Raw genomic sequence first — 15,820 nt, 5'->3', positions numbered from 1 at the left:
TTATCTGGTGGCGGTTTTCTTGCGTTGTTGTGCGGATGCCGAACGGCGTGACGAAGAGGATGCCGCAGGCTTCTTCACTTTGGAGGAAGACGGAGCATTGCTCTTGACGGACGACTTGCGGGAAGAAGAGGAGGCGGCCTTTTTCGTGGACGGACTGACCGACGACAGCTTGACGGGAGGATTGGAGGTCGATGCACCGGAGGCGATAGCTGCCGCAGCGGCCTTTTCAGCCTTCTCCGCCTCGGCGGGATCGGCAGGAGCGATATTCATGGCGCGCAGTGCGCGCGTGGCGACCGCCTTGAAAATCGGGGCGCACACCGAGCCACCCCCGGCCTTGCAATCCGTCGGGCGCGGATCGTCGACCACGACAAGGCACACGAAAGCAGGATCTTCCACAGGAACCATCCCGGCGAAGGAAACCGCATAACGGCCTTCCCGATAGCCGCCGCCATTCTGAACTTTGTGCGCAGTCCCCGTTTTGCCGCCCACATGGTAGCCGGGAATATGGGCGCGGCGAGCCGTACCGCCTTCCTGCGTCACCGTCCAGAGAGCCTGCCGCAAATCCTTGGCCGTCTTCGGTTTCATCACCGTACAAACCGCCTTCGGCTCGAATTCCTTGTTGCCTACGTATTCGCTGCCGTCGGCATTGTAGATACTCTTCACCAGCCTCGGCTTCATGCGCACACCGTCGTTCGCGATCGCCGCATACACCATGGCCATGTGTAGAGGGGTCACATTCACCGAATAGCCGTATGTAATACGCGAAAAATTCACCAGATTGTTACCGTCCGTAATCAGGCCTGCACTCGCGCCGGGCAGCTCGATTCCCGTCGTCTTGCCGATACCGTACCGCTCCAGATACTGCTTATACAATTTCCAGCCGGACAGCAGGCCGATGCGGTAGGCCCCCGGATTGCTGGACTTCTTCAACACTTCGTAAAACTTCAGCCCACTATAGTAACGCGGAGTGTCACTCACCGGATTCTTGGCTCCGGGTACAACAACCGGAGTACAATTGATCGGCGTATTCAGCGTCGCCTTACCGTTATCCAGAGCGGATGTGGCGGCAATCACCTTGAACGTCGAACCCGGCTCGTAGTTACCCTGCACGGCATAATTGAGGGCGGCCAGCCGATCCTTGTCCTCCGGCTTCGTTTCCAAATCGAACTGCAAAAGCTGCCTGTTCTCCTTCGTATTCAGATTATAGGTCGGGAAACTCGCCAGCGCAAGAATATCGCCCGTCTTCGGTTCGACAAGAATGATACAGCCGCGCGGTGCGCGGAAATGGGTTAGCCCCTTCAGCAACTCCTCCTCCACGATCGCCTGAAGCTTCATATCGATCGTCAGCTTCACATTCATCCCGTGCACGGGAGGATGCAGGCGGTCTTCCGCGCAGGGAAGGCGCAGCCCGCGGGCATCGCGGCGGTACTCGCGGCTGCCGGGCTGCCCCGTCAGATAACTGTCGAACTTCGCTTCCACGCCTTCCATCCCCTTATTGTCCCGGTTCACGAACCCCAGCACATGAGCCAAAGATTCCGGCGACACATAGGAACGGCGCAGATTCGACTGGCACTTGAACCCGTGAATGCGGGCGCGCGTCAGCATCTCGTTGATCTCCTCCGCCTTCTCCTCCGTCAGATTCTGCACAAGCACGATATTCTGAATCTTCTTCTCGCGATCGTTCTGCTGAATCTTGTCGAGAATCTCCTCCTCGCTCAGATTGAGATAGGGAGCCAGCAACTCGGCCACCAGCTTATCGTGGGCTTCGCAGTATTCGGCCACGATCTTCTCGTCGAACTGCTCCTTGAGCATCTGCATCGCCCCCTTGGCGCCTTCATCCACCTCCTGCGCAGCCTTGCGGTACTCGCTCAGATCGTCCTTCTTGATTGAAGCATTCGCCAGCAAAGCCTTGTACGTCATCCGGATCAAGGTCGTACGCTGCGTACCGTCCATATCCTTCCACTCCTCCTGATGGGATGCCATCGAATAGGCCAGCCCCCAGCAAACCATCTTCGGATCACGCAGATGGTAGCGGTCTGCCACCAGTTCGGAATACAGAATATTATTCGTCAGAATCTCCTCGTTCCGATCCATGATCAGGCCGCGCTGGGCCGGAAGCACTTCGAACTCGATGCAATCCCTCTCGGCGCGCTCCCCGTTCCTCTCCTCATCCACAATCTGCAGCGACACCAGACGCCACGCCACCGTACACACGAGAATCCCCACCCCAATGCAGAGGTGGAGACAACGCTTCGTAAACGGACTTGTTTTTTTCAGAGGCGGCATGGGAGAGATGCGTATGAGAGATGCAAAGGCTACTTGTTCATGGCTACATTCCTGCAGTTTTCAGACTGCATCACTTCGATTTGGGAAGGGTCGATCTCCGCCAGCACGGAACGGTCCTGCGCCAGACGGTCGCGGATCGCCCAGCGATTCGTCCGCATCGACACCTTGGCCTTGTACTGGTCGCGGGCAAGATTCAGCGAAGCGATTTCATCGCGCATCCGGTCGATCTCGCGGCTCACGCCAAGCTGGCTGTTCTTCAGCACGGCATAATACACGCCGGAACCCGAAAGGAGCGTGGCAAGCACGATCATCCACATCAGGAAGCCGAAACTGATACGGTGCTGGAATTTGCGGGAGGACATCGTCGAATTCATCTGGGGGACACTTTTTCTATCACACGCAGCTTCGCGCTGCGCGCACGCGGATTACGCGCCAGCTCCGCCTCGGACGGCAGAATCGGCTTGCGGTTGACAAGGCGGGCGCAGTACTCCGGATTCGGACGCGGCTCCGGCCATTCGGGGCGATCCACTTCGGGCCGCGACACCTTATCGAAAAACTGCTTGATCGCACGGTCTTCCAGGCTGTGGAACGAAATCACCGCCATGCGGCCTCCGGCCTTCAACAGGCTCACACCGGATTCCAGCAGGCACTCCAGAGCGCCCAACTCATCGTTCACGGCAATGCGCAACGCCTGAAAACTGCGCGTAGCCGGATGCTGCTTGCCATGGCGGGGCAACACGCCCTCGATAATGGAAGCCAGCTGCCGGGTCGTCTCGATCGGAGCCGACTCGCGTGCCTTCACGATCGCACGGGCAATACTGCGGGAAGCGCGCTCTTCGCCGTACTTCCAAAGCCAATCGGCAATCTGAGCTTCCGAAGCCTCATTCACCAGCACCGCCGCACTGCGGGCAGATTCGGGATTCATCCGCATATCCAGCGGACCGTCTTCACGGAACGAAAAACCGCGTTCGGGCGTATCCACCTGATGGGATGAAATGCCGATATCGGCCAGCACGCCATCCACCGCTTCCACACCTTGCTCGCGAAGCATCGCTCCGGCATTGCGGAAATTGCCTGCCAGCACGCGAAAACGGCTGCCGAACCGGGCCAAGCGTTCGCAAGCGGCACGCCGGGCGGAAGGATCCTGATCGATACCCCAAACCGTCGCACCGCGTTCGAGCAACAGCTCGCTATGGCCTCCGCCGCCAAGCGTTGCATCCACAATCACCTTCCCTTCGGCGGGAAGCAGAGCATCCACGGACTCCTCCAGCAAAACCGTCACATGGCGGAACTCCGGCCCAGCCTCGGCGGCGGACACCGTTCCCGAGCCGTTCGCCACTCCGGCCTCCATCATGGCTGCCGACAGACGACGCAGGGCGGCAGCACAGTCTCGGCCGGAAAGCCCGCGAACATGGCACACCGGGGACCATGCCACATCCGGCAGAGCCTCCTTCCAGCCGTCGATCAGGGAATCCACGCCGCACTCCCCGGAAAGCTCCAGCCAGATCCGGACGAAATTCGGCTCCACATCCCAGCCGTACACCACCGCTCCGGGCACGGCCTCGAAACCGCGCGCCATATCGCCTGCGCGCGTACGCAAAGCACAGCACCCGACCGAACGGCGCAATACACCAGCCACACAGCTCTCGAAGCACTGCGCCAGCTCATTCTCCAAATCGCCCAACTTCTTGCGGGAACCCCGTATTCCGGCATCCCGCATCTCCGTGGACAACGCAGCTTTCCGAGCCTTCCAATCCTCCAGAACCTCAGCATCCACAGCATCATCCAGCCAGAGCCAAACCTCATAGCACATCCCGGGCGGCGCCTCTTCGCCTACCCACGCGCTCCCTTGAAGCGAGCCGCCCTCATCGGGAACCTCGCCTCTGCCGGGCAGCCCGGAAGGGCCTGCCGATGGAGAACGCATCAACATATCAGAAAATATCGAAAACTTCATTCATCTCTTCCATCGCCGCCAGCTCGATCTGATCGGCAAGCGTGAACGACTCCGGCTTCCACAGCTCGAAGAAATTGCCGCGGGCCACCAGCTTGATATCGGCATCCAGCTCGAGACGCACACACATCTTCTTCGGAACCAGCAGTTTACCCTGCGCATTGATCACCCCGTGCAAACACTCGGCGTACATCCTGCCCACATAGCGGTTCTTCGCCCCCATAGGACGATCGGAAGCGCGAATCTCTTCCACCCATGCACGGAACTGCTCGGGCGACGTCACCTTCACCATGGGATAGCCTTCCTTGCTGGATTCCAGCAAAACGACCGGGCATTCGTCCCCACACCTCCATTCCGAAGGAATCGCCACGCGATTCTTCGGGTCGAGCTTGTGGTCGTATTTGCCACAGAGTTCATTGGAAAGCCCGTTTGACATCACTCAATACACTTAGAGACACCCCCAGTACACCCCAGCACACCGGGAAAGTCAACACCAAACCTCAATTTTTTGCAAAAAATCTCTACCAGATTCTGAAACGGCAAACCTTTCATCAAGCGGAGTTAATGAAACGCCTTCCATCCGGGCATCAGGCGCGAACAGGAAAAAAATCCGCCCGCCATTAAACAAACTATCGTCTCATGGGCCTTGCAAACAAAATTCCCGTCCACGACGGGCGATACTTCTTCACCAGCCGGAAAAACACGACTGCGGCAACCATATACAGCAACGAAAGGGCCGCCCAGGCCCACACGCTATCAATACCCTTCCCGCTCAACAAACCGAGATAAACCGCATGCGAGGCATAAATAAAGAAAAAAACGGGAGAAAACACCGCGCTCCATCGGCCGACAGCCGGAACCGCCGCACAAATCCATACAGAAACCGTCAGCACAGCCGCCACGACAATCAACCTCAGCACCATCGACAAAACGGGAACATCCCAAACAGCAGGACAGCGGAAAACGAAGAAAAAAGCAAAACCCACCACGAAGCAGTACCCGGAACGCATCAAAAACCGTTGCCACACCTCCAAATCGACCGAAGACAACAACATCCCCGCGCAGAAAAACCACCATGACTGCTCACCGGGCAAACCGTAAAACACCGCCGCCTCATTCACCGGCTGCACGCAGGACACGGCACACAGCACAAGCGAACCGATTGCACGGACACGACGGGTACGGAAAAACGAAAACACCGCCATCATCATCATCAAATCCCTCAGGAACCACAGAGGATAATCCCACGGCATACTCCCTCCATCGCTCCACGACTGGCAATCCACGCCCAGCATCAACCGGATGCAATCCCAAACCGTATAGGGAAAAGAATGGCCCTCCGCCCACGGCGCGAGCCAAACCGTCTTGCACAGGAAAAACACGGCATTCCACAAAAAATAGAACTTCAGAAAAAAACCGGCCCTCTGCAGCATCGGGGCACGGGTACGCCCGAGGAAATACGCCGAAATCAGGAAAAACAAACCGTTCCACGAAACATAATTCCCCCAGAGCACCTGCCTGAGCCATCCCGCCTGCCCGGCTTCCACATGCAGAAGAATCACCGCGTACAACCCGACGAACCGGCACAGCTCCACCCATCCCGCACGCGGCGAACCGCCTTTCACCTCCATGGCAAAAAACACCTCCGAACCGGACATCGTCACACCTCCCACTGCTCCATCAAATCCGACGGGCAATAACTCAAGAACCGCGACGGATACTGGTAAAACCCGCCGGAACCGTACGACCTGCTATTCACACGGGGATAACTCATATAAAGCTGATCCTCGGCGCGGGTCACCGCCACATAAAACAGCCGCAGCTCCTCCTCCATCCCATCCGGATCGCCCTCATCGATCACGCGTTGGTGGGGGAACATCCCGTCGCACAGCGAAATCAAAAACACCACCTTCCATTCCAGCCCCTTCGCCTGATGAATCGTGGAAAGCGTCACCTCCGCACGGGCCTCCCCCTTCTCATCCTCATCCGTATTGCTCAAAAGAGCCGTCTGGGCCAAAAACTCGTCCAAACCGCCAAACGCATCCGCCGCATCGCACAACTGCTCCAGATCCAGCCAGCGATCCTCATAATTATCGAACTCCGCCTGCATGAACGGCTCGTAATACTCCATAATCCGCTTCAGCATCTCCCCCGGAGCCAGAGAAACCTCCTCCGGCCGCAGGGAATCCATCAGCTCCAGAAACTCCTCCCATGCCCCCTTCACTCCGGCCGCCACCTTGCATACACCCCATCGTTGGGCGAAACCGTCCACCGCAGACACATCCTCCGGCAGCTCCGCCAGCCACAGCATCCACAGCTTGCGAGCCATCACCTCGCCCACCTTCGGGAACATCCGCACCACGCGCAGAAAAGCCACCTCGTCCAGAGGATTCACCAGCACCCGGAGAAAAGCCATCACATCCTTCACATGCGCCTGCTCGAAAAAACGCACCCCACTCGTCACCCGGAAGGGAATCCCCGCCCGGGTCAAAGCCATCTGCACATCAAGGCAGTGGAAATGCGCGCGGTACAGCACCGCGATATCCGAAGGAGACACCCCGGAATCGACCAGCTCCGCAATCCTCTGCGCCACAAAAAGCCCCTCCACCCGCGAATCCGGCAGCGGCACCAGAGCCGGCACCATCTCGCCCGCCGCGCGGGCGGGCCGCAGCACCTTGGCAAACTGCCGCTTATTGGCCGCAATCGCCGCATTCGACAACTCCAGAATCGATGGCACACTGCGATAATTCGTCTCGATCTTGAACACCGCCGTATCCGGAAACTCCTTCTCGAAATCGAAAATATGCTGCACATCCGCCCCACGCCACGAATAAATACTCTGCGCATCGTCGCCCACCACCATCAGCGACGTCTCCTCACCTCCCCCCAGCAAATCGATCATCTCGCCCTGCAAAGCATTCGTATCTTGATACTCGTCCACCAGCACATGCAGAAACTGGCTGCGATAACGCTCGCGCACCTCCTCATGCCTGCGCAGCAAATCCACGGCCATCACCAGCAAATCGTCAAAATCCATCGCATTGCTCTCCCGCTTCCGCGCCGCAAACGCATCGTAAATCACCCCGATCGTCTCGCGGTGGTGCTGCAAATAGGGATACTCGGACAACAGCACATCCTCCCACTTCTCCCCACGGTTCGCCGCCAGGCTGAACAGACCGGAAAGCACCTCAGCCTTCGGAAAACGCGCCGCCTTGCTCGTATCCGCCTTCGCCTTGATCAGCGCCTTCAGCATCGACTTCCGGTCATCCGAATCGAGAATCGTAAACGACGATGTAAACCCGGCAAGCTCTGCATGGCGGCGCAAAATCCGGTTGGCGATCGAATGGAACGTCCCTCCCCAAATCGCGCTCGTATCCTGCGGCACCAGATCGCGCACGCGCGTCAGCATCTCCTTAGCCGCCTTATTCGTAAACGTCAGCAGCAAAATCCGCCACGGAGCCACACCATGCTCCAGCAGCCAGGCCACGCGGTACGTCAGCGTCCGAGTCTTGCCGGAACCAGCGCCCGCAATCACCAGTGCATGCCGGGCATCGGTCGTCACTGCCGCGAACTGCTCGGCATTCAGCTCCCCCTGATAATCCCTTCCGGGCGCGGGCTGCTGCATCCCGTGAATCGTATACGCTCGCGCCATACCTCAGGCATCCTCCTCCACGAAATCCAGATAAATCTCCGCACGGCGGTTCTCGCCGCGAATCGACTCCAGCTCCTCATCCGCCGACCCGGCGGCATAGGTACGCCTCGGCTGAATCTTGCCCATCGCCTTCGTACTCACCTGCGAAGCAGGCACTCCAAGCTTCACGAGAGCATCCTTCACGGCCTGCGCACGGCGGCCCGAAAGCCTCCTGTTATACGCATCCGAACCCAAATCGTCCGTATGCCCGCTAATCTCCAGATGGCGGGAAGAAGCCTTCAGCAAATCGGCCACAATCGCCAACTGGCGCAACGAACGCGGCGTCAGCTCCGCCTCATCGAAACCGAAAAACAGAGCCACGGAATCCCCACCCTTCGGATTCTTCACCAGCGGAAAATAGAACCCGCCCTCCTGATTGCCCCGCTGGGCATACGAATCCAGCAGCGCATCCATCGACACATTCTCCACCGCCCACTTGCCCGCATCGCCCTTCGCCAGCTCAAGCCCCATATTCGCCGTCTTCCCGGCAGCCGAACGAAGATACACCAGAAACCCGGCATTCGACTCATTCTCCAGCATCACCTTGATCGGCTCGCGATCCCGGAGGGCATAATCCCCCTCCTCGAACACCATACAAAGCCCGGCAATCGTCGCATCGTTCACCGCCTTGCCCCTCGTCAGACGGCGAGCGGCATGAAAATCGCCCTTCCGCACCGCCTTCACGAAAGAATCCGCCACCGTCAGCGCATCGCGCGTACAATCCGCCGCGGCCTTCTCATCCTCCTCCTGCACCGACTTCACCTTCCACGCCCCCTCCGCATCGCGAACCAGATCCACCAGCAAATTACGGCCATCCTCTCCATACAGCCGGTAGCGCATCATCCTGCCGCCATCCGCACTGCCCACCGCTTCCACGGCCTTATCGCCGCGCAGCTTCACACCCTTATCCTCAACCCACTTCTTCAGCACGGCAGATCCTTCCTCATCCAACACGCCGGACTGAACCAGCTTCTCCACCGCATCGCCATCCTTCTCCTGCACCGCCTTGGCGAGCGCATCTACCAGCGAACGATCCGAACGCGTCGCCTGACGCACATTCACCACAGGCACCTCCGGTTGGTCTACCCTGCCGGGAGCCGTCGCCACATGCTCGTCCGGCACATCCTCGGCAACCTCCTCCCGGGCGGCAGGAGATTCAGCCGCCGCCTTCCGCGTAGAATCGGCAGCAGGCTCGGACGGACGGCGCAACTGCACCACCAGAATCAAAAGCGACGTCAGTAACGCGCTCACAAAAAACGGAACCAGAAAACGTCGAAAATTCATCATCAAACAAATGGGTTACAAACTATTCACCAGACGCGGCATCCAGCCAGATCGCCGGATTGATCCGCAACACGCCGTCGCCTTCAGACTCGGGACTGCCGGCCTGTTTGCCGACCTCCACATCACCGAACGCCTGCACATCACCCAGGGGATCGGCAAGCGGAGCCGTATCCGGCAGCGCATACTGCTTCAGCACGGCATCCGGATCCAGCCGATTCATCGACCCTTTCGAATATCCCGGCTGCCCGGCTTCCACCGCCAGAGACTCGGCAAACTCAAAATGCAAATGAGCCAGATAACGCCCGTCCGCAGAACCGGCCTCGCCAATCATCCTTCCCCGGCCCACAACCTCACCCACGCACACATTCACCTTGCTCAAATGGGCATACAGCGACTGCAACACCCGGCCATCAGGCGTCCTGTGCGCCAACACCACCACATTGCCCCAGCTGTCCGACGGCTTGCCTGCATACACCACCAACCCGCGCCCGACCGCATACACCGCATCGCCGAAATCCGAATCCTCGCCTCCGATACCGTTCCAATCCTGCCCCGCATGCACGCCGCCGCGCTCACTATTCATCACCCCGAACGGCTGCGCCACATACGTCCCCATCCCCCGCTCGTCGCCCATCGGAGCAGTAAACCCGTCGATCACGGGAACATCCACCAGCTGATAGGGAGACAACAGCAGGGCTCCCGGATGCAACGACTCCGGCATCATCGACAGCGGCACATCGGCATCATAAATATTCGCCCTCCGGGACGAAGAATCCGCCGCATCCTTGCGAGCGGCGAACCACGCATAGCCCAGCAGACATATCCCCGCAACCAGCAGAAGATAGAACACTATACGAACCGTGCTTTTCTGAGGAGCCTTGTCTGACATCATTCCACCCGGAGAATAACCGTCCGGCGGGGCAAAGTCAAGCATGCAATCTCCGACGGAAAAACACAACAAAACACTATCAGAATGAAAGAAAACCACAACCGTCACCGTAATCGTTTACTGGAAACATCATCCAGAATTCGTAAAACCGCCATGAAATTCCGACTCCTCACCCTCGTCGCACTCCTGCTGAGCCCCCTCTGCTACGGACAGGACCGCCCGAACATCGTCCTCATCAATGCCGACGACCTCGGCTGGGCCGAACTCGGATGCTACGGACAAGACAAAATCAAAACGCCCCGCCTCGACCGGCTCGCCGCACAAGGCCAGCGATGGACACACTTCTACTCCGGAGCTCCCGTCTGCTCGCCTTCGCGCAACGTCCTCATGACCGGACGCCACACCGGATGCAACGACGTACAGGACCTCAAACGCGTCGATACCCGTGAAGGCAATGAAATGAATCTCCGGGGCGACTGGCCCATCTCCGCACAGGCATACACCCTTCCCGAATCCCTGAAAAAACTCGGCTATGCCACAGCCCTCTTCGGCAAATGGGGACTCGGCGAATACGGCACCACCGGTGCTCCGGACAAACACGGTTTCGACACCGCCTACGGTTACACCGACCAGCGCATGTGCCACACCTACTACCCGCCCTTCCTCTGGGACAACGGCAAAAAAATCACCATCAACGCCCCCTTCATCCCCGGGCATAAACACCAGCCCAAGGGAGAAGTCAAAGCAGAAAACTACAGGGCGCAAAACCACTCCTCCGAACTCATCATCGACCGCGCCGTAGACTACATCAACACACGTGGGAAACAAGGCGGCAAACAGCCCTTCTTCCTCTACTACGCACCCCTAGAACCCCACGTCGCCATGCAACCCCTGCAACAATGGATCGACCAGTACCCGGCAGAATGGGACGCCAAACCATACCGCGGGCAAAACGGCTACCTGCCCCACCCCCGCCCCCGTGCAGCTTACGCCGCCATGATCTCCCAGATGGACCATAATGTCGGCCGACTGCTCGACGCCTTGCAGAAAAACGGACTCGACAAAAACACCATCGTCATCTTCACCAGCGACAACGGCACCACACACGACGTCGGAGGAGTCGACCACAAATTCTTCCACTCCGTCCTGCAACTGCGAGGCCTCAAAGGCCAAATGTACGAAGGCGGCCTCCGCGTACCCGGCATCGTCGTCTGGCCCGGCAAAATAGCCCCCGGCAAAACCATCGACCAACCGGCCTACCATGCCGACATCATGCCCACCCTCTGTGCAGCGGTAGGAGCCAACCCCGGCGACCCCCGGGGCGAAAACCTCCTCCCGGTATGGCTTGGCAAAACGGACACCCTCCCGAACCGCCGCCCCATGGTCTGGGCAGGCGGGGGATACGGCGGACAGGTTGCCGTTCGGCTCGGAAACAAGAAAATCATGCGCCGCAACCTGCTGCCCGGCAAAAAAGAACCCGGCAACTGGGAAGTGTACAACATCGCCAGCGACCCTGCAGAAAAAAACAACATCGCAGCATCGGAAGGCAAACTCATCGAACAGGCCAAACAAATCCTTGCCAAAGAATACAAAGCGGCCAAAGGATATCCCGCCCTGCGCATCAATGCTCCGACGGCCGCTCCAGCCCCCTGAACAGCGCACACAGCATAACCGAACCGGAACCATGGCCGCCAAATGCCATGGTTCTTTTCGTCTCATCCGGTAAAACTGCCGCCACTTGCCATTGACCCTCCCACAGGAGCCTCTTACAATACCCGCACAATCAACCCGACCCATGACACGCCATTCCCTCGCCAGACGCCTGCCCGCCATCCTGCTCACCCTTCTCCTCACCGCCATCCTGCTCGGCATCTGCCTCATCGTACAGGGAACCTTCCTCGAACCCCGCAAACTCGAAACCACCCTGCTCGACATCAACCTGCCGGAATGGAACAAAACCGAACAGCCAGCAACCATCGTCGCCCTTGCCGACCTCCACGCCGGACCGGGCGATGAAAACCGCATCCGCAACATCGTCGAAAAAACACTCGCCCTCGCTCCCGAAATCATCGTCCTCCTCGGAGACTTTGCCCAAGGCCACACTGCCGAAAGCACCATGAGTCCCGAACAAATCGCGGCAACACTCCGCCCGCTAGCCCGGGTACCGGTCTACTACATCCTCGGCAACCACGACTATGCCTGTGGCGCAGCCTCCTTCGACCGAGCCTTTCAGGCAGCAGGCTTCATCAAAATGGAAGGGCAATCCCGCATCATCACCTTCAAAAACGGCAAAAGCATCCAGCTCTCCGGCATCAGCGACGACGACACCTACCCGGCACACGCCGGCAGCACCCCTCCGAAACAGCATCCCGAAACGCCCCAAATCGTCATCACCCACAGCCCCGGCGCCTTCCCCGTCATCCCCTCCCATGTCGACCTCACACTCGCCGGACACACTCACGGCGGCCAGATATGCCTGCCGGGGGGCTACCCCCTCTCTCCGGTACCCACCCGCTGCACCAAAGAACTCATGAGCGGCTACCACCGCCACGGCAACAAACAAATCTACATCTCACGCGGACTCGGCACCAGCATCCTCCCCATCCGCCTCTTCTGCCCACCGGAAATCGTACACATCCGATTGCACTGAGCCACATACCGCTCACCTGCAAACTTGACATCCCCTGCAGGAACCGTTACGCTCATCTATCATGCAATTCGCCGGAATCAACGCCCTCATGCAGGAAGCAGCAGCCACCCCAGCCTATGGGGAAATACACGCTCAAATCTCACAGGTACAAACCAAAACCACCAAAACCAACAAACCTTACCTCGAAATCACCCTGGCGGATGCGGCAACCTCCTTCACCCTCAAAATATGGGACAACTCCCCGTGGTACTCCGCATGTGCAGCCCTCAAACCGCTTGATGGCATCGCCGCCCGCGCCCTGTGGACCAAAGGCGCCTACGGCATGGAAGCCGCCGACCTCGACATCCGCCCCCTCACACCGGAAGAAGAGCAAAACCTCTTCACCGGAAACCCCGAACTCAGGCAACAGCAGGAAACCTGCTACCGGGGCATCCTCACCCTCGCCGAAAGCATGCAGGATCCCCGCCTCCGCCTGCTCTGCCTCACCTTCCTCCGCCAATTCGAAAAACCATTCCGTCGCGCAGCCGCCGCACGCGGCTACCACCATGCACGCCGGGGCGGCCTCGTCGAACACATCTACGGCATGATGCACTGCGCCGATGCCATCGCCGGCGCCTACCCCCACCTCAACCGCGACCTCCTCCTCGCCGGATGCCTCTTCCACGACTGCGGCAAACTCTGGGAAAACAACTATGGAGAACATGACTTCGTCATGCCCTACAACGAACTCGGGGAACTCCTCGGCCACATTACCATCGGCATTGAACTCATCAACACCCTCTACCGCCAGCTCGTCGCCCAAAACGAAACCGAATGGAACACCCTCGTACCCGGCAATGACCAAGTCAGGCTCCACCTCCTCCACCTCATCGCCGCACACCATGGAGAACTCGCATTCGGCTCGCCCGTGCCGCCCAAAACTCCGGAAGCCATCGCCCTACACTACATCGACAACCTGGATGCAAAACTGGAAATGTTTCGCAATGCATACACCACCAGTGAACAACTCGCCCCGAGAATCCAACAGAAAAAAGCACCGCTCCCCGGAAACGTCGTTCATCCTTTGCCAAAAATCGATCTTCCGGAAAAATAGCTCCTAACACATTCTATTTCATAATAGAATACGGAAAAATTGAAAAACAATGTATACCCGAAGCATCAAAATACCACCTGAATCGCATATCATTATTATACAATCATGATTGCAAAATATCTATCCTCATTGCAATTTAGATTGATTTTTCTTGTATAAAGCGCAAGTCCTGTAGTAAAAGGGAAAAATGCAACCTTTACAGACAGCAATCAGAAAATGGCTGAAAGGTATCGGTAAAAACCGTGAATGGCTTGGGGCTCAGTGCGGAGTCAAAAAACGCACAGTCGATTCCTGGTTCTCCTGGAATACGATATCGCCTCAAATGGAAAAACATCTGAAACTGCTCATGCAACACTATCCCGTCGGGGGTGCTCCCAGTCAGCACATACCCGAACAGGATGGCACGCATCAATTGACGTTGACCATTGACACCGATACCTTCGACCTATGGAACCTGGCCGCGCTCGACCAGGGCCTTATCATGCGCGAATGGGCCATACACTCCCTCACGCACATCGTCAAAGATCACCCGCCGGAAACATCCGGCAACAGGCAACAATCCGACCAACCGGCAAAAGCTTGAAATAAAAAACAGGATGGCGGCGTAGTACGAATATGAACGCCACGTTCCGACACGCCATCGCCGCCATCCTTCTTGCCACAACTACCCCGGCATGGGCGCAAGAGCCGCAAGCCGACTTTGAAACAGGCTCGAATGGCTGGCAGGCCTCACAGGGCAGCCGCATCTCTATCGACGGAACCCACTACAAATCGGGCGCCCATGCGCTCTTATGGGCCTGGACCCGGCCCGACGCTACCCTCGCCTACACATTTCCCACGCAAAAAACGGCCCGCCACAAAAACGCCGTCACCCACCTCGGCCTCTGGCTCTACAACGAAAGCCCAAAACGGGAACGCCTCTACCTCGACCTCTACAAAGGCGACACCCTCATTGCCTCCTGCTGGTACAACCTCCGCTACACCGGATGGCGCGTCCTCGGACTCAACACCGCCACCCTCGGCCTCCCAACCGGCACGGAATACGACAAAGCAATCTTCCGCACCGACTCCCCCTCCGGCACGGTCTGGATCGACGCCGTCAAACCGGCCTTCCTCTCCGCGCCTGTCCAGCCCGACGACCAGCAGCCATGGGCCGGAAACCCCGCACTCCTTCGCGAAACGCCGGATAAAACCTGCTACAGCCAGCACGACATCAGCCTCAACCGCCACTACCTCCCTCCCCTCGTCCCAGCCGAACGCATCTCCCCGAAAGCGAAACAGGACATGAACAACCTCGACCGCCACTACCTTGGAAAACCGGGCAGCGGCGGCCTCCCCTACACCGACTTCCCATCGCTCGCCAAAACATTCGAAACCCTGGGCATCAAAGAACAAAACGGCATCGTCACCGGACCGCCTCTCGCCCTCTCCGACAACGGCTTCCACACCATCCCCGGCTCCATCTCCTTCAACCGCACCTACGTCCCCCTCCTCCGCCAACTCTCCACCGCCATCCACAAAGAACAGGGAGAAAACCGCACGCGGGTGGAAAACATGTACATCCTCCTCTGCCGCCACCTCCTCGACCAGGGGCATCAGGAAGGAAGCGGCAACTTCGGATGGATCGGCAACGGCTACGACTACCGCTACTACACCCCCGCCCTCTACGCCCATCGCGACCTCCTCGCCCGCGCAGGCATCCTCGACGGCATCGCCAAAAATGCCGCATGGCTCAACATGGGCCATGCCATGATGAGCGACGCACCCTTCAGCTCCTGCGACCAATTCTACAACTACTCCTCCCACCTCCCCGGAGCCATCCTCATGATCCCCGACGAAGCCGAACGCTACCAGCGGCTCCGCGCCTACAAACAATACCTCGACCGCACCATCGGCCAGAACCCCCTCCCCTTCGGGAGAGACGGCACTGCCCACCACCACACCGGGCACCACCTCAGCTACGGCGGCTACACACC

The 15,820-nt window shown here is 58.6% G+C and carries 13 protein-coding genes; 5 read left to right on the top strand and 8 right to left on the bottom strand.

The features are described from left to right. From AC781_RS05170 to AC781_RS05135, 8 genes are all read right to left on the bottom strand, one after another. On the bottom strand, nt 1-2,286 hold the full coding sequence (locus AC781_RS05170) for a peptidoglycan D,D-transpeptidase FtsI family protein (RefSeq protein ID WP_083076592.1): 2,286 nt from the start codon (nt 2,284-2,286) through the stop codon (nt 1-3). A 29-nt stretch (nt 2,287-2,315) separates the two neighbouring features. Further along, on the bottom strand, nt 2,316-2,648 hold the full coding sequence (locus AC781_RS05165) for a hypothetical protein (RefSeq protein ID WP_067774545.1): 333 nt from the start codon (nt 2,646-2,648) through the stop codon (nt 2,316-2,318). Nucleotides 2,649-2,656: 8 nt separating this feature from the next. Beyond that, nucleotides 2,657-3,637, bottom strand: a complete 981-nt coding sequence (gene rsmH, locus AC781_RS14410) for a 16S rRNA (cytosine(1402)-N(4))-methyltransferase RsmH (protein WP_067774848.1) — start codon at nt 3,635-3,637, stop codon at nt 2,657-2,659. Between the two features lie 580 nt (nt 3,638-4,217). Next, nucleotides 4,218-4,673 (bottom strand): division/cell wall cluster transcriptional repressor MraZ, encoded by a 456-nt coding sequence (locus AC781_RS05155; protein ID WP_067774543.1) that lies wholly within the window; start codon nt 4,671-4,673, stop codon nt 4,218-4,220. 193 nt (nt 4,674-4,866) lie between these two features. After that, a complete protein-coding gene (locus AC781_RS05150; RefSeq protein ID WP_067774541.1) occupies nt 4,867-5,895 on the bottom strand; it encodes an acyltransferase family protein in 1,029 nt (342 codons plus the stop codon). A 2-nt stretch (nt 5,896-5,897) separates the two neighbouring features. Beyond that, nucleotides 5,898-7,862, bottom strand: a complete 1,965-nt coding sequence (locus tag AC781_RS05145; protein WP_245741081.1) for an ATP-dependent helicase — start codon at nt 7,860-7,862, stop codon at nt 5,898-5,900. Between the two features lie 30 nt (nt 7,863-7,892). After that, complete coding sequence (locus AC781_RS05140) at nt 7,893-9,179, bottom strand: OmpA family protein (RefSeq protein ID WP_176712497.1); 1,287 nt, start codon at nt 9,177-9,179, stop codon at nt 7,893-7,895. A gap of 55 nt (nt 9,180-9,234) precedes the next feature. Then, nucleotides 9,235-10,104 (bottom strand): M23 family metallopeptidase, encoded by an 870-nt coding sequence (locus AC781_RS05135; RefSeq protein WP_067774534.1) that lies wholly within the window; start codon nt 10,102-10,104, stop codon nt 9,235-9,237. Nucleotides 10,105-10,254: 150 nt separating this feature from the next. Between AC781_RS05135 and AC781_RS05130 the strand changes: the two genes are divergently transcribed. The 5 genes from AC781_RS05130 to AC781_RS05110 form a co-directional block, all read left to right on the top strand. Then, nucleotides 10,255-11,754: an arylsulfatase gene (locus tag AC781_RS05130; protein ID WP_067774531.1), complete on the top strand. Its 1,500-nt coding sequence runs from the start codon at nt 10,255-10,257 to the stop codon at nt 11,752-11,754. Between the two features lie 142 nt (nt 11,755-11,896). Continuing rightward, on the top strand, nt 11,897-12,751 hold the full coding sequence (locus AC781_RS05125) for a metallophosphoesterase (protein WP_067774525.1): 855 nt from the start codon (nt 11,897-11,899) through the stop codon (nt 12,749-12,751). A gap of 61 nt (nt 12,752-12,812) precedes the next feature. Then, nucleotides 12,813-13,844, top strand: coding sequence for an HD domain-containing protein (locus AC781_RS05120; protein WP_067774522.1), 1,032 nt, complete (start codon nt 12,813-12,815; stop codon nt 13,842-13,844). Between the two features lie 187 nt (nt 13,845-14,031). After that, complete coding sequence (locus AC781_RS05115; protein WP_067773104.1) at nt 14,032-14,427, top strand: hypothetical protein; 396 nt, start codon at nt 14,032-14,034, stop codon at nt 14,425-14,427. A gap of 32 nt (nt 14,428-14,459) precedes the next feature. After that, nucleotides 14,460-15,820, top strand: a 1,361-nt coding sequence (locus AC781_RS05110; RefSeq protein WP_141675767.1) for a chondroitinase family polysaccharide lyase, incomplete at its 3' end; no start/stop codon positions are given.

It is taken from the genome of Neoakkermansia glycaniphila (genome assembly GCF_001683795.1).
Lineage (GTDB): Bacteria > Verrucomicrobiota > Verrucomicrobiia > Verrucomicrobiales > Akkermansiaceae > Akkermansia > Akkermansia glycaniphila.
The sequence above is the reverse complement of the archived record's forward strand: the minus strand, read 5'-3'. Positions and strand labels throughout refer to the sequence as shown.

Excerpts from the sequence above, each read along its gene's own strand:
- AC781_RS05170 (WP_083076592.1), bottom strand. The coding sequence starts at position 2,286 with ATGCCGCCTCTGAAAAAAACAAGTCCGTTTACGAAGCGTTGTCTCCAC.
- rsmH (WP_067774848.1), bottom strand. The coding sequence starts at position 3,637 with ATGGAGGCCGGAGTGGCGAACGGCTCGGGAACGGTGTCCGCCGCCGAG.
- AC781_RS05155 (WP_067774543.1), bottom strand. The coding sequence starts at position 4,673 with ATGTCAAACGGGCTTTCCAATGAACTCTGTGGCAAATACGACCACAAG.
- AC781_RS05150 (WP_067774541.1), bottom strand. The coding sequence starts at position 5,895 with ATGTCCGGTTCGGAGGTGTTTTTTGCCATGGAGGTGAAAGGCGGTTCG.
- AC781_RS05130 (WP_067774531.1), top strand. The coding sequence starts at position 10,255 with ATGAAATTCCGACTCCTCACCCTCGTCGCACTCCTGCTGAGCCCCCTC.
- AC781_RS05165 (WP_067774545.1), bottom strand. The coding sequence starts at position 2,648 with ATGTCCTCCCGCAAATTCCAGCACCGTATCAGTTTCGGCTTCCTGATG.
- AC781_RS05145 (WP_245741081.1), bottom strand. The coding sequence starts at position 7,862 with ATGCAGCAGCCCGCGCCCGGAAGGGATTATCAGGGGGAGCTGAATGCC.
- AC781_RS05135 (WP_067774534.1), bottom strand. The coding sequence starts at position 10,104 with ATGATGTCAGACAAGGCTCCTCAGAAAAGCACGGTTCGTATAGTGTTC.
- AC781_RS05115 (WP_067773104.1), top strand. The coding sequence starts at position 14,032 with ATGCAACCTTTACAGACAGCAATCAGAAAATGGCTGAAAGGTATCGGT.
- AC781_RS05120 (WP_067774522.1), top strand. The coding sequence starts at position 12,813 with ATGCAATTCGCCGGAATCAACGCCCTCATGCAGGAAGCAGCAGCCACC.
- AC781_RS05125 (WP_067774525.1), top strand. The coding sequence starts at position 11,897 with ATGACACGCCATTCCCTCGCCAGACGCCTGCCCGCCATCCTGCTCACC.